Source organism: Enterovibrio norvegicus (assembly GCF_002876705.1).
GTDB lineage: Bacteria > Pseudomonadota > Gammaproteobacteria > Enterobacterales > Vibrionaceae > Enterovibrio > Enterovibrio norvegicus_B.
In genome coordinates, this window is the sequence record NZ_MDAG01000035.1 from 85,673 (window position 1) to 99,990 (window position 14,318).

Below are 14,318 nucleotides of genomic sequence, written 5' to 3' on the forward strand. Positions count from 1 at the left end.
CTTGTCAATTGCATGAGCGAGGCGCTGTTTTAGCGTTGGTGACTGAAAGGCAGCAAACATGCTAGAACAGGAAAAAGACGCGCCAAATAAAAACAGCGAGAATGTTCAAGTGCTTCAATCAGGATCGATCCGACGTGATCCGTTTATTCGCACTTTCCTCGAAAAAATACCTTCCGATGTAGAAAAGACCTTCACCGATGCGCAATTGCTGCAAGTGAAGATCATGTACGGCACGCGCGCAAAAGCCAGCCACATGGTGGATATTCGAACCGTGGTCGGGGCGTGGAATTGGCAATACTATCTCGTGTTTTTGTTTGGTCGTAACCGCCGTGATTTAACCCGCGCTGAACAAACGATTTCCAATATTTCGCGCGTGTTAATCCTCCTTCTTGGCACGTTTGTGCTGTTTTGCGTGGTCACGGTATCGCTGTATTTACTCAAGTCTTTTGCCGGCATAGACATACTGCCGAACTTTTCCTTTGGCCTCTGGCACCAACTCTCCGGCTAACGGCAAGCTCTTGCCTGTTTGTGCTTAAAATTTAAACAAAGTACTTCATAAACCCGCCGTATTGCCGATATAGATATGTAATGGTTATGGCATGATTCTTGAATTGAAGATCATATTAGAAGTTTTATCGGCTATGCATTACCGCATACGGGGGCTGAATGGGTTTTGATTTGCTGGCGCTGGGTGCTCAAGGCGTCCTAACAGCACAACGACAGCTAAATACAACGGGCCACAATATCTCTAACGTGAACACGGAAGGATATAGTCGTCAGTCTGTAGAGCAACGCGCGAACGACACTGCCTATTGGTCAGCAAACCAATGGGGTCAAGGTGTACACGCGGCGTCGGTGCGTCGTAACTACGATAAGTTTGCCGCCAACGAATTCAGTATCTCCACCTCTGCGCTTAGCCATGCGACAACCCGCAACAGCCAGCTCACCATGCTGGATGACATGATGTCTCACTCCGCCAAGAAAATTCCTGAAAACATGAATGAATTCTATGGTGCAGTAAAAGGCCTAACGGACAGCCCAAGTGACATGGGTGCGCGCAAAGTGGTGCTTGAAAAGTCTCGCTTGGTTGCTGCCGGTCTTAACGACATGAATACCATTCTTCAAGCGCAAGAAATGGATACCTCGGTTGAAATCGATGCCACCTTGACGCGCATGAATGATATTGGTGCGGAAATCGTTGATGTTCATAAAGCCTTGCTGAAAAGCCAAGCCGTCGATAACGACTTGCTCGATAGACACCAAAGTTTGATCAACGAGCTGTCCGAATTTACCCAGGTGAGCGTGAACCAACGTGATGATGGCTTGTATAACGTCATCATTGGTAGTGGGCACACCCTGGTATCAGGCTTACATGCCAGTGAATTAAAAACGGTGCCTGGCGACCCTGACCATCAAAAACGCCGTTTGGCGCTGGTGGAAGGGAAAAGCCTTAAAGCGATTGATAACGATGACATCCGCGGTAGGTTGGGTGCGATGTTTGAATACCGCGATAACACACTAGGGCAAGTGCGCGACGAGCTAGGTCGTTTAGCGGCGGGTTTCTCCATGTCATTGAATGACATGCAATCTCAAGGTTTTGATTTGAGTGGTGCGATCGGCGAGAAAATCTTTACAGATTTCAACGATGACAGAATCTCACGTGACCGCGTGATTAAGGGCTCAAACTCGACAGCTGATATCAAGGTCACGCTCGAAAACTTATCGGCACTGAAAATTGGCGACTACCACCTGAAATACGATGGTAGCCAGTACACCTTGGTTGACCCCGAAAAGAACATGGTGAACGTCACCCCAACAGGTACACCACCTGCGTTTGAATATGATGGGTTGAAAATCCAAGTTGATGCAGGGCTTGCCGCTGGCGAGCGTGTGATTATCCGACCGCTTCGACAAGCGGCAGGGCAAATTGGCGTCACCATGGAAGACCCGGCAAAAATTGCCGCACAAAGTTATGTCAGCTCTAAGTCCAACGTTACGGGCCAAGGTGATGTGAAAATACTGGCGCAAGGTGCGCAGCAAGAATTCCAAGTCGCGATTTCTCCGGATGCGACCCAGTTTGCAGTGTTGGACATGAAAGGTAACATTCTTGTCGCACCGCAGGCATACCCGCCCGCAGGGTCGGTGAATGTGAATGGTACCGTGTTTGAATTGTCTGACGGTGCTGCACCGGAAGATGTGTTCGCCATTAGCCTCCAACCCGCAGATGGTGAAAACGGCAACCTGATCCGTATGCAGAAACTGCAAACGCAAAAATTGATGGACGGTGGTCGCTCAAGCCTGATTGATGTGTATGAAGGGTTGAACACTGACATTGGTGTGCAAAAGGCTTCATTCGCGCGCTTGGAAGACGTGAGCCGCGTTGAGCATGACGCCGCCGCTGGGCGCGTTGCAGAAATTTCTGGCGTTAACCTCGACGAAGAAGCCGCAAACATGATGAAGTTTCAACAGGCGTACATGGCCTCCTCTCGTATCATGACGGCTGCCAATGAAACCTTTGAAACTCTGTTGAGTGCAACCCGATAAGGATATGACTGATGATTAGCCGTATTGCCAGTTTCCACAACTATCAGTCTGTATCGAATGATTTGATGCGCCAGCAGGTCAAGCTGCAAGACAATCAAGACCAGCTCGCAACGGGTAAGCGTGTGCTTACCTCTGGTGATGATCCTGTCGCGTCTATCTACATTCAGAACTTCCGTCAGCAAGACAAACAACTCGATCAATACGTTGATTCGATCACGCTGGCTCGCAACCGTCAAACCCGCGCTGAAATCGCGATTGACGATTCGGAGCAATTGATCGATAGCGCCAAGCGTACCACGATGGAAATGATCAACGGCTCGCTGTCAGATGACGACCGTGCCGCGCACAAGCAAGACATGAAAGGCTTGTACGATAACTTCATGAATTTGGTCAACGCCAAGGATGAGTCCGGCAATTTCTTGTTTTCTGGTACGCAAGCGAGCAAGCAACCCTTCTATCGTGATAATGCAGGCAATGTGCGTTATGCCGGAGACAGCTATCACCGCACGGCACAAATTGCCCCTGCGGTCGAAGTGCAAACCAGCGATCCGGGTGATGAAGTTTTCATGGAAATCAAAAACCCGTTTGGTGACTATCAGCCTGACTATGAACTGGAAAGCGGTTCTCTGTTGCTGTTAGCGTCAGCGACCAACACCAACAATGCCGATACGTCCGATTATGCGGTGAATTTCAGTGTGGATGGCAATGGCCAAACGCTGTACGAACTGACGCAAAACGGCGCCATGGTGAGTTCGGGCGTTTACGACCCTGCCACCGGTGTACAGTGGGGCACGTTAAGCGCGAGCTTTGAAGGCGAGATGCTAGATGGTGATTCCATCTCATTGGCTCGCCAAGATACGTTCAACGTGTTTGATGCCTTTAGAAAAGGCATGGAATTGTCCGAAGAAAGTATTTTCAATGCGTCGGCAACGGCAGAACTTCACCAAGTGACGGAACAGTTTTCTGCCGCGTTTAAGCATTTGAACAAAGCGCGTTCAGAAGTGGGTACGCGCTTGAACACGCTCGATCGCCAAGAAAGCATGCACCAAGATTTCAAACTGGTGCTGAACCGTTCGCTCGGGACGATGGAAGATTTGGACTACTCGACGGCCGTGATCGACATGAATGAAAACTTGTTGGCGCTGCAAGCGTCACAACAAGCATTTGCGAAGACAAAAGATTTGACGCTGTTTAACTACATTTAATCAAGATGGCGAGAAAGAGCAGTTTCTAGACGCGAGATAAAATCAAAAGCACTGTTAAGGTCGTTATTTATCTCGCTAAAAACTGGTGGACTGTCGCTCTAAACAGCTAAGATTTTCTCGCTTCTCGCTTCGCTACAAAAACTGCTTCCTAAATGCCATCGGCGTCATGTTCTTTATCGCTTTAAACTGGCGATTAAAATTCGATAGATTTGAAAACCCCACCTTTTCAGCCACCACGGCAATAGGGGTCTTTGTGCGCATTAAGAGTTCACAAGCTTTGCCTAAGCGATAGCGCTTCAAATGATCAGAAAAACTTTCAGAGAAGTGCTTTTCAAACATGCGGTATACCGAACTTTCGCTCATATGCAGGTGACGGCACATATCATCAACACCAAGAGGTTTATGATAATGGTCGGCAATAAACTGCTGAGCTTTCTCGAGTTTGTCGTTAATCGGTGTGTCTTTGGCGACGTAAAAACAGTAAGGCCTAGAGGTCAGCGGCTTGGCGGCTTTGTCTTCACAAAGCAGTAGCAAGATATCGATGACATGGGTGAATTGAATCGACGGTTTTAAATCGCAGGCATGATGCATCAGTGCATGCAGTTTTTCACCGGTTTGAGGCGAAAACTTGAGCCCTTTGTGAGCACGAACCAGCAACTCTGAAATAGGCGAGAGTTCTGGCACGGTGGCAATGAGTGATTCTAGCCAACATTGATCCAACCAAAGCACGTGCGAACTGGCGGGGCGATCTTCTGTCGCGGATGCGGTGCTGCTTATCATATGCGGAAGCCCAGGTCCCATCAGATACGCACAGTTATGTTCAGCATCGCCAATGTAATCGCCCAGCACGGTTTTAGCATTCACCACGCCGTGTGGGTCTTGATAGACCACGAGTTCAATTTCGTTGTGATAGTGCCAACCGCAGTGGGTTTCTCGTACGGTATGATCGCAGTGATAATCAACGAAATGCCAAGAAAGACTTGTTGATTTATCAATCGGTTCAATGGTTGGCTTCATCTTGTGTGCTCTTTCATCAAGTTGGCGGCATTATCATCAGTTTTTACGCATATCGTCAGTGTAAAGAAAGATATTGAAGGAATAGTATTAGTTATTGCGTGATATTCATCACATATGCAATGTGTTTGTTTCTAAAATTCACTACATAAATTAAGTTCAGCCGTTTTTAGACAGTGAGAATATGAAATGAGAAATTACGGTCGTTTTTTGACGCAAAAAGCGCCGCTTGGCTACCTGTTGGTGTGCCTCTTTGCGGGGCTAGGAAGCGGCTTCTTCTACCCACTGTCAGGTTTGTTTGTGGTTGATGCGTTGGGTGCATCGCCATTGCAAATGGGAGTTTTCCTCGCATTTTCTATCTTGAGCGGCGTGTTGGTGTCGCAGCGCATTGCTAAGCGTTCTGATCTTGGTTTGGACAGACGCAAAATCATCTTAGCGTCGCAAATGAGCTTTATTGTCGTTATGGTGCTGTTTCTGTTTATCCGAAACTATTACTTGGCGCTGGCAGTTATGATGTGCATTTCCAGCTTCAGTGCGGCTGCAATGCCACAGACGTTTGCTATTGGCCGTGAGTATGCGGACAAAGAGCTGGGTAACAACGCCACACTTTTTCTGTCCTTGATGCGCGCCATGATGTCGTTGTCATGGGTGATCGGCCCACCATTGGCATTCATTGTGAAAGATGCGGTCGGTTTCAACGGAGCATTTATGTTTGCGGGCTCCATGATGAGTATTTCAGTACTGATTGTGTGGCGTCTGTTCCCATCAGTCACCATCAAAAAAGAAGAAAGGGCAACGCCTGTTGTTAATCACACTTGGCGACGCATTGATGGCGTGCCGATGTACATTGCCGCCGTGTTTATGCTGTTCTGGGCAAACAACATGTATGTCACATCGATTCCGTTGTATGTGTCGAAAGAATTGGCGATGGATGGCGCCGTGGCAGGACAATTGTTGGGGCTAGCAGCCTTTGTCGAAATCCCAGTCATGATTTTGGCAGGGCTCTGGGCGACGCGTGTTGACCCTCAAAAGCTGATGATCCTTGGGGTTACTGCGGCGTGCTTATTCTACACCTTGCTGTGGGGCGCAGATGAACTGTGGCAAATGTATGCCCTTCAGTTGCTAAACGGCACGGCTGTCGGAATCTGTGCGGGTCTCGGCATGGTGGTCATCCAAAATAAGATGTCGACCCAAATGGGAGTGGCGACCACTTTGTTTAACAATGCCATCATGGTGGCAAGCTTGATTTCGAGTGTTACCGTGGGCGTGATTGCACAGTTCTTTGATTATCACTCTGTGATTGGCGCGATGATCATGGTTGGGCTGGTGGCGTTGTTGCTCTTGATGCTTTCTGTTAGAGAAAAGAAACAGCCTTGCCCACCAGAAGCGGCAGCAGAGGTGCACTGACTCAATCGTCGCGATAGCGAAAAAAATAGCGAAAGAAAATAGAGAACTCAAAGAGAAAAGGTCAGCAGATGCTGACCTTTTTTGTTTTTGTTGCTGAATGAAGGCCGATTATTTCAAACGCGCCTGGACGTGTTTCGCCATGGAGGTTAGCAATGGGTACTTGTCTTCAAGCATGGGCGGGTAGAAATAGCCGTACTCGTTCTCGCAATAGATGTCAGCGGGTTCGTCAAAGCGAGATTCAGTCGTACCGGCAAAGAATACGTGACAAGGCGTGCCGACGGCGGTTGTTAAACGGTGCACGGCTGTACCTGCGGTGATCACTGCATCTAAACCTGCGATAACGGCAGCAGTTCCATCGAAATCATCACGCAAATCTAACCCTTCAAGCTGTACCACTTGAACGCCTGAGATCTTGTGGATCTTCTTCAGTTCTTTACTGCATTCGCCGTATTGAAGGTTGATGAAGACTGCATTGGGGAATTGCTTCAACAAATACGCCACTTCTTCAGCGACCAAGTAGTGCATGTTACGTGTTGCTGCTGCCAAACCACTTCGCCAACACAATCCAATCAGCTGTGCGTCAGGGTTGCTCGCACGTATGTCATCTAAACGCGATTGCCATTGTTGCTTTAATGTGTCCGGTGTTTTGACATAGCCCGATTGGAAAACGTGTCGACCGTGCTGCTCAAAACACAGTGCAGCCAAGCTTCCCCCTGGGATCCAACTGGTGATGTGAGCCAGGACTTCCGGTGGCAAGGTGATGTCTGTGTTGTCTGTGCGTTTCACTGGCACCATGATGGCGTCTGGAAACGCGTTGCTAAGCACGCTCTCTAGTCGAGGGTCGCAGGCAACGTAGGCTTTCTGACAGTTGTCCAATACCAGTTGTAGATTATGGAAGTAGAGAATCTCATCCCCTACGCCTTGTTCTGGCATCACCAGCACGATGTCGTCTTTAGGGCGGTTCAAATTCCATTGTGGCAATTCGCCTTTGTAACGCAGGCGGCGACCGCAGGTAATACCAAGTTCATTGGCTTGATAATATTTATCCCACTCTTCGAGTGTGCGGTACACGAAGCTCACGTTAAAACCCGCATCAATGTCATTCGGGAAGCGCGTTAAATATTCTTCGAGTAATTGTTTGGATTTTTTTGCTTCCCCTTTGTACCAAAGTACTTCGGCGAGGTAAGTAGACAGGCGCTCTTTGTTTTCTTCATTGGCCATTTCTGCCGCGCGTTCAATGTGCTTTTGGCACTCAATAATGGCTGACGGCGTGAAATTGTGTCGGGTTCTTAACAAGTTAAAACTGGCGGTTGCAAGGCGATAGCGTAAATCCGCGTCTTTACCGTGTTGCTTGATGCCTTCTATTGCTGCGCGATAGGCCTCTAGCCAGTTTTGTTCTTTTTCATAACTCTGCACGAGAAGGCGGCAAAGAATTGAATCTTCCGGCCAGCGTTTGATGCCAGCAAGACACAATTTACGCGCAGAGGTGAATTGCTCAAGTTTGATATCACAGTGGCTTAGAAGAACGGCCACGTCTTTTTCTGGTGCGTGTTCGCTGTAGGCGCGCATCAAAAACTGACGCGCCAAACCAATGTTATCTGCAGCCAGCTCCAACCTTGCCAGTCCAACCAATGCAGGGGTTAAATCCCCGGCCACACTGATCAATGCTTGGAAAAGCTGTTTGGCTTGTTCTGTGTTGCCAGATGCCAACATTTGTTCAGCAAGCTCAAGAGTTTGGCTGACTTCATCGTTCATGGTTGATGATTTTTGCTGTTGAAGTGATGCCACTTCTTTTGCCGTGCGACGACTTTCACCGCGTTGACCGATCGTCGCGGTGAGTTGTTGCCGCATGGCAAGCAATTCTTCATGGTCAGGTAACACACCCAACAGGCTATCAACGATTTCCAGTGCGTCTTTATTCATGCTTTGTTGTGCCAAAATATTGGCTTTATCAAACAAGAGTGAGGCGTTTCCTGGTTCAACAAGCAGTGCGCGATCCAGTTTATTTATGGCCTCTTGCCATAAACCGTCCTCCACATCGAGCACGGACAAGACTTGCAGCACAGGGGCGTTGTCAGGAGCAACACCTAGGATCTGCTCAAAGATTTGTCTCGCCTCTTTTTTCTTTTCGTGTTGATACAGAAAAACACCATGCTCGAATGCTTGTTCAATCGACATGGTGCCATCGTTGGTTTGGGAGGTGTCGGTCATATCTGATCCATCTATTTTGCATCTGCAGTAAGCGGGTGGCATTAAAGAAAATGCAGCAAATACCGTGCCTATTGCCTATAACTAATAATAATGTGTCGCTATTGAGTGATTTGTTTTTACAGAAAGAGACATTGAGCTCATTAATGGTATCGCTTTTTTGATCTGTAAAGCAGAGTTAAAGAAGGGAGGACGCACAGAGGATATGAATTGCCGTTCTTGTATGAAAAAGTGGTTAAACTTTTGCCGCTTTCGGCCGATACCCTCGAGGGTTTATTTTTAAGTGATTGAAAATGAAGACTTTCCTAAAGTTGGCACACAACTTGAATAGATATGGGCATGTAGGTATCAATACTGTTTGGTGCCATCCCTAATAACGAACTGAAGCTGGCCCCGCTAAGCAATCGGACTAACGTGTCGCGGGTAGGCTGTTTCGCAAGAATACGCGAAAGTCAAAGGAGAGCAAAATGGGTGTAACAGTTAACACCAACGTGTCTGCGATGACTGCGCAGCGTTACCTGAACAAATCGACCAATGAACTTAATACGTCGATGGAACGCTTGTCGTCTGGTAGTCGAATCAATAGCGCAAAAGATGACGCTGCGGGTCTGCAGATCTCGAATCGACTCATTTCCCAAACCCGTGGCTTAGATGTCGCTATGCGAAATGCGAACGATGGTATCTCTATCGCGCAGACTGCTGAAGGTGCGATGCAGGAATCGACCAACATACTGCAACGTATGCGTGATCTGTCTCTGCAATCCGCTAACGGTGCAAACGGCAGTTCTGAACGTATTGCGATTCAAGAAGAAGTGTCGGCGCTGCAAGACGAACTTAACCGTATCGCTGAAACGACAGCATTCGGTGGTCGTCGACTGCTTAACGGTTCTTTTGGCGAGGCAGCATTCCAAATTGGTGCGGACTCTGGTGAGGCCGTTATCATGGGGTTAAGCAGCATTCGTGCTGATGATTACCGCATGGGTGGTTCAGAGTTTGTTGCGGCAAATCCCAAGTCTGCGGGTTGGGAGGTGTCGGCGGGTGCAGCGTCACTGACGATGGATTTCGTCACGAAAGACGGCAAAACCGTTAGTCTGGATATCGCGACGAAAGTAGGCGATGACATCGAAGAGATTGCTACCTACATTAATGGTCAATCTGATGAGATGGTGACCGCATCGGTTGATGAAAATGGCCAACTGCAAATCTTCGTCGCAGAAGAGAAGTTGGCAGGTAATGTGACCTTTGGTGGCACATTGGCCGCATCACTTGGCATGGCAACGGGTGCTGGCTCGGCAGTGACATCGAAAGACATCGATGTGAGCACTGTGGGTGGCGCTCAGATGGGCGTGGGCATTATTGATTCGGCAATGCAGTACATCGACAGCCAACGTGCTGACCTGGGTGCGAAGCAAAACCGCTTGAGCCACACCATCAGTAACTTGTCGAACATTCAAGAGAATGTGTCTGCATCTAACAGCCGTATTCGCGATACTGATTTTGCCAAAGAAACGACCGAACTTACCAAAGGTCAAATCCTTCAACAAGCAAGTACCTCGATCCTGGCGCAGGCCAAGCAGATGCCACAAGCAGCACTCAACCTGCTTCAATAGCGGCATTCCCAACGTTTATGAAAAGCGGCAATCACTTGCCGCTTTTTTTGTGCCTGTTGAAACAGCACCATGATTTTTTCCCCTCGCTTTCTCCCGTCATATTGATGAGCTGATTTCCAGCCGTAGTACGTCTTTTTTGTGCCTTTAAATACCAATTTCTCTTTGGCTTTTCATCTCTGTACCCCTTGTTGGTATCGCCTATCATCCTGTTTTTATGAGGAAAACAAATTCATCACTAAAGTTTTCTCTATCGAGGACGAAAACCTTGTTAGCACCATGATTTTACGACCATTGATCAGCATTACTTGGGTGTAAAAAAAACGGAAAAAAAAGTGTAAAGGTTTTTCCAACGGTGCCGTTACATGGTTTGTAAGAGATTTAGAACTGGTTTTCCCTAGATAGCTGGGCGGAAGCCGGACTTAGTACTAAAGGAGAATAGTTATGGCTATTACAGTAAACACTAACGTGCCTGCAATGACCGCTCAGCGTTATTTGAACAGTTCAACAGACTCGCTGAACGCATCAATGGAGCGTTTGTCTTCAGGTTACCGCATCAACAGTGCAAAAGATGACGCAGCAGGTCTGCAAATCTCTAACCGTTTGATTTCACAGAGCCGTGGTCTTGACGTTGCAGTACGTAATGCCAACGACGGTATCTCAATGGCACAAACTGCTGAAGGTGCGATGGAAGAATCCACCAACATCCTGCAGCGTATGCGTGACCTATCGCTACAATCAGCTAACGGTGCGAACGGCACTGAAGAGCGTAAAGCGATTCAAGAAGAAGTTGTTGCACTGCAAGACGAACTTAACCGTATCGCAGAAACAACGTCATTCGGTGGTGCGAAACTACTGAACGGTACTTACGGAACGAAATCTTTCCAAGTAGGTGCTGATGCGGGTGAAGCCGTAATGATGGAGTTCAAAAACATCCGTGCTGATGAAGCATTGATGGGTGGTAGCACCTTTACGTCTACAGCTGGTGTTTCAATGGCAGATTGGACCGCTACTGGCGGTGCATCGCTAAACATGACTATCGTTGACGCTGACGGCGTATCTTCAACGATTAACGTTGCAGCAAAAGCTGGCGACGACGTTGAAGAAGTAGCAACTTACATCAACGGTCAAGCTGACAGCAAAGTCAGTGCATCTGTGACTGAAAACGGTGAACTACAAATCGTTGCCGCTTCAGGTTCTGATGTGACTTTCGCTGGCGCACTAGCAACGTCTCTAGGCATGGCGGGTGCAACCAAAGTTGCTGAAACCGTGAAAGATGTTGATGTGAGCTCCGTAGGTGGCGCACAGAAAGCTGTGGGCCTTGTGGATAACGCGATGCAGTACATCGACTCACACCGTGCTGAGTTGGGTGCGAAGCAAAACCGCTTGAGCCACACCATTGCTAACTTGGACAACGTTAACGAGAACGTTAGTGCTTCTAACAGCCGTATCCGTGACGTTGACTTCGCAAAAGAGACTACGCAGTTTACGAAATCTCAAATCCTGCAGCAGTCTGGTACGTCTATACTTGCTCAAGCGAAGCAAGCACCATCAGCAGCACTGAGCCTGTTAGGATAATAGAGATGTAGCCAGAATGACGGTGAGATTATCGCTCGCCGTCATACGCTAACAGGAGGTGAACAGCAATGGACCTATCATCCGTTTCCACGTCATCCCTGTCTCATGTGACTCCACAGTCAGGCACGAAAGTTGCTAGCAGTAATCAATCTGTGGGGGGGACTCAACCCGAAATCACACACCAACAACAGATGGCAGAGAATGCTGAAAAGCTTCAAAAGCGCCGAGTAGAGCAAGTTAACCAACTCGCAGACACTCGTAAACTTCAGCAGGAACAGCTTGAAACGTTGGTCGACCGACTGGATGAGTTTGTGTCTACCTTTAATAAGGGCTTGTCATTTCGACTCGATGAGGACTCTGGAAAAAGTATTGTCACTGTTTATGAAATGAGTAGCGGCGATATCATTAGACAGATTCCTGAGAAAGAAATGTTAGAGCTAGCTCAACAACTGTCCCTTCATGCGAGGGGGTTAGTTGAAGAAAAGGTATAACCGAGGTGAGTAAAATATGGGTTTGAGCGCAGCCGGTCTCGGCAGTGGCATGGACATTAATTCCATGGTCAGCAAAATTGTTGATGCTGAACGTGCGCCCAAACAGGAGCGCATCGTTAAGCGCATGAATGATGTTGAAACTAACATCAGTGCTTACGGTAGACTCAAAGACTCTCTCGATACGATGAAAGGCTTGATGTATGACTTTCGCCGTAACAATACCTTTGCAGCAAGGAGCACGGCTTCCGATAACCCGGAAGCCGTCTCTGCGTCTGCAGACCATCTGGCTGTTACCGGTGTGTATTCCATCGATGTTCAACAGCTTGCTCAATCCCACAAATTGGTGTCAGGCGGCTTAGACGCAGATAGCGACTTCGGCGCCGGACAATTGGTTATCAGCCTCGGTGGACGTTCAACCACCATAGATATCGCCCAAAACAGCAGTGAGCTGCTGGATATCGTTCGTACCATTAATAGCCATCCTTCTAACCCTGGCGTTAAAGCCTCGGTGATTAACGATGACAGTGGTGCGCGTTTGATTCTTGGGGGAGACAAAACCGGCGCTGACAACCAAATCGCTGTTACGGTAAATGCGCCGCTCACAAGCCCGCTGCAGGACTTGGCGTATAACCCAACCAGTGACTTCAACGCCATGAACGAAATGCAAGCATCAAAAGATGCACGCATTTTGATTGATGGTCTGGCATCTGTTTCTAGTGCAACCAATTCCTTCACTGACGCTATTCGTGGCGTAAGCCTCGATGTTTCTCAAGTTACCACGCCCGAAGAGGGGCCAGTAACGGTCAATGTTGATGAAGACCGTGATGCGGTGAAAGCCTCGCTAGAAAAATTCGTCGATGCATACAACGCGTTTTATCAAGTTACCAAAGCACTGTCTAAGTACGATCCTGAAACACAACAAGGTGGACCTCTGGTTGGCGACAGCGTGATTCGCTCCGCCACCAGTCAAATGCGCAGTCTATTCTCTACGCCCATTGAAGGCGCACCAGACTCCATTCGAACACTCAGTGAATTAGGGCTCTCTACCACCATGGATGGCCGCTTAGAAATCAACAACAGCATGTTAGATAAGCAGCTGTCGCAAAATTTCTCTGCGTTAGAAGGCTTCTTTGGTGGCAATGACGGTTTTGCTAAGAAAGTGGAAGATACGATCCATTCTTTCACGGGTATCACAGGCACAATTCGTAACCGCGAAAACAGCCTCGGTGATCAAAGAACACGTTTACAAGATGAGCAGCAAACCCTCGATCGTCGCATGAATGATCTCGAAGGCCGGACGTTGAAGCAATTCTCTACGATGGATAATGCCATGGCAGAGATGCAATCTCAGCTATCCGCTATGATGAATATTATGCCTTCATAAGGTATGCATGAATGTCTCCTCTCTTGTTGAAGTTAGAACGTATCGATAGACATTTATTGGCTGTGCTGACAGCAGATGCGGTTGACGCAGATGAAATGGCACAGTTATTGAATGAAAGAAAACATTGTTTGAACGACATTGCGATGTTGCCGGAACCTCCGGAAAAAGAGGCTTGGTCAACTGCCGTAAGCAGAACCCAGCAAATAATGACATTGATAAAAGAACATCGTGATAGTGCTGCTGCCCAAGCAAGTCGATTTATCAAAGGGCGTAAGTCAGTACAACTTTACAAAAAATTCGAGTAGGTGAGGAATGTTATGAGAGGGTCACTTCAGGCCTACAAGAAAGTCTCCGTAGACAGCCAACTAAGCGCGGCATCACCACATAAAGTGATCCAGATGTTGATGGCGGGGGCTATTGAACGTTTGATTCAGGGCAAAGCGGCAATGCTGCAGGGCGACATTGCTGTGAAGGGCGAACGTCTAGGCAAAGCCTTGGATATCATTATTAGTCTTCGAACATGCTTGTCAATGGACGAGGGTGGCGAAATTGCATCCAACCTCGATGCACTGTATGACTTCATGATCCGTCAAATTTCCGAAGCGAACCGCGATAATTTGGACGCACCTATTGATGATGTCATCGATATTTTGCGCGAAATTAAATCAGCTTGGGATCAAATTCCCGCCGAATATCACAATATCACCCAAGCAGGCGCATAAAACGCACCTACTTTCACTACAATCTTAAATGTCTTGGTACTGGAGTCACAGCTTTACTGTGTCTCCAGTTGCCTTATATCAAGCAACAATTACAATAGCTGGATTATTCTGTTGTTGCCGTTACTATATGCGCGCTGACAATAAAGATGGTTTTGGGG

The 14,318-nt window shown here is 47.9% G+C and carries 12 protein-coding genes; 10 read left to right on the forward strand and 2 right to left on the reverse strand.

The window, feature by feature from the left end:
- The first annotated feature begins 58 nt into the window (after positions 1-58).
- From BCT27_RS17145 to flgL, 3 genes are all read left to right on the forward strand, one after another.
- On the forward strand, positions 59-508 hold the full coding sequence (locus BCT27_RS17145; protein WP_102396337.1) for a hypothetical protein: 450 nt from the start codon (positions 59-61) through the stop codon (positions 506-508).
- A gap of 158 nt (positions 509-666) precedes the next feature.
- A complete protein-coding gene (gene flgK, locus BCT27_RS17150) occupies positions 667-2,544 on the forward strand; it encodes a flagellar hook-associated protein FlgK (protein WP_102318284.1) in 1,878 nt (625 codons plus the stop codon).
- A gap of 11 nt (positions 2,545-2,555) precedes the next feature.
- Entirely contained in the window at positions 2,556-3,749 is a 1,194-nt protein-coding gene (gene flgL, locus BCT27_RS17155) for a flagellar hook-associated protein FlgL (RefSeq protein ID WP_102318285.1), read from the forward strand.
- A 132-nt stretch (positions 3,750-3,881) separates the two neighbouring features.
- Here flgL and BCT27_RS17160 read toward each other — a convergent pair whose 3' ends face one another.
- Positions 3,882-4,766 carry an AraC family transcriptional regulator gene (locus BCT27_RS17160; protein WP_102396338.1) on the reverse strand — a complete coding sequence of 295 codons (885 nt, stop codon included), beginning with the start codon at positions 4,764-4,766 and terminating at the stop codon, positions 3,882-3,884.
- Between the two features lie 186 nt (positions 4,767-4,952).
- Here BCT27_RS17160 and BCT27_RS17165 point away from each other — a divergent pair, with 186 nt between their 5' ends.
- Positions 4,953-6,170, forward strand: coding sequence for a sugar efflux transporter (locus BCT27_RS17165; RefSeq protein ID WP_102396339.1), 1,218 nt, complete (start codon positions 4,953-4,955; stop codon positions 6,168-6,170).
- 108 nt (positions 6,171-6,278) lie between these two features.
- On the opposite strand, the gene BCT27_RS17170 is transcribed toward BCT27_RS17165, so the two are convergent.
- Entirely contained in the window at positions 6,279-8,381 is a 2,103-nt protein-coding gene (locus BCT27_RS17170) for a tetratricopeptide repeat protein (protein WP_102396340.1), read from the reverse strand.
- Between the two features lie 464 nt (positions 8,382-8,845).
- Between BCT27_RS17170 and BCT27_RS17175 the strand changes: the two genes are divergently transcribed.
- The 6 genes from BCT27_RS17175 to fliS all read left to right on the forward strand — a co-directional run bounded on the left by BCT27_RS17175 (position 8,846) and on the right by fliS (position 14,160).
- The gene (locus BCT27_RS17175) at positions 8,846-9,988 is read left to right on the forward strand and encodes a flagellin (RefSeq protein WP_102318289.1); all 1,143 of its coding nucleotides are present in this window, start codon (positions 8,846-8,848) and stop codon (positions 9,986-9,988) included.
- Positions 9,989-10,429: 441 nt separating this feature from the next.
- The gene (locus tag BCT27_RS17185; protein ID WP_017009353.1) at positions 10,430-11,563 is read left to right on the forward strand and encodes a flagellin; all 1,134 of its coding nucleotides are present in this window, start codon (positions 10,430-10,432) and stop codon (positions 11,561-11,563) included.
- Positions 11,564-11,631: 68 nt separating this feature from the next.
- Positions 11,632-12,054: a flagellar protein FlaG gene (locus BCT27_RS17190; protein ID WP_017009354.1), complete on the forward strand. Its 423-nt coding sequence runs from the start codon at positions 11,632-11,634 to the stop codon at positions 12,052-12,054.
- A 16-nt stretch (positions 12,055-12,070) separates the two neighbouring features.
- Positions 12,071-13,438 carry a flagellar filament capping protein FliD gene (fliD, locus tag BCT27_RS17195; RefSeq protein ID WP_017009355.1) on the forward strand — a complete coding sequence of 456 codons (1,368 nt, stop codon included), beginning with the start codon at positions 12,071-12,073 and terminating at the stop codon, positions 13,436-13,438.
- Positions 13,439-13,449: 11 nt separating this feature from the next.
- Positions 13,450-13,743, forward strand: coding sequence for a hypothetical protein (locus BCT27_RS17200; RefSeq protein ID WP_017009356.1), 294 nt, complete (start codon positions 13,450-13,452; stop codon positions 13,741-13,743).
- A 12-nt stretch (positions 13,744-13,755) separates the two neighbouring features.
- Entirely contained in the window at positions 13,756-14,160 is a 405-nt protein-coding gene (gene fliS / locus BCT27_RS17205; protein WP_102318291.1) for a flagellar export chaperone FliS, read from the forward strand.
- Positions 14,161-14,318: the final 158 nt, after the last annotated feature.

Bases quoted from the DNA above. Each gene is read 5' to 3' on its own strand.
- fliD (WP_017009355.1), top strand. From the start codon at position 12,071: ATGGGTTTGAGCGCAGCCGGTCTCGGCAGTGGCATGGACATTAATTCC.
- BCT27_RS17175 (WP_102318289.1), top strand. From the start codon at position 8,846: ATGGGTGTAACAGTTAACACCAACGTGTCTGCGATGACTGCGCAGCGT.
- BCT27_RS17160 (WP_102396338.1), bottom strand. From the start codon at position 4,766: ATGAAGCCAACCATTGAACCGATTGATAAATCAACAAGTCTTTCTTGG.
- flgK (WP_102318284.1), top strand. From the start codon at position 667: ATGGGTTTTGATTTGCTGGCGCTGGGTGCTCAAGGCGTCCTAACAGCA.
- BCT27_RS17190 (WP_017009354.1), top strand. From the start codon at position 11,632: ATGGACCTATCATCCGTTTCCACGTCATCCCTGTCTCATGTGACTCCA.
- BCT27_RS17145 (WP_102396337.1), top strand. From the start codon at position 59: ATGCTAGAACAGGAAAAAGACGCGCCAAATAAAAACAGCGAGAATGTT.
- fliS (WP_102318291.1), top strand. From the start codon at position 13,756: ATGAGAGGGTCACTTCAGGCCTACAAGAAAGTCTCCGTAGACAGCCAA.
- BCT27_RS17200 (WP_017009356.1), top strand. From the start codon at position 13,450: ATGTCTCCTCTCTTGTTGAAGTTAGAACGTATCGATAGACATTTATTG.
- BCT27_RS17170 (WP_102396340.1), bottom strand. From the start codon at position 8,381: ATGACCGACACCTCCCAAACCAACGATGGCACCATGTCGATTGAACAA.
- BCT27_RS17165 (WP_102396339.1), top strand. From the start codon at position 4,953: ATGAGAAATTACGGTCGTTTTTTGACGCAAAAAGCGCCGCTTGGCTAC.
- BCT27_RS17185 (WP_017009353.1), top strand. From the start codon at position 10,430: ATGGCTATTACAGTAAACACTAACGTGCCTGCAATGACCGCTCAGCGT.
- flgL (WP_102318285.1), top strand. From the start codon at position 2,556: ATGATTAGCCGTATTGCCAGTTTCCACAACTATCAGTCTGTATCGAAT.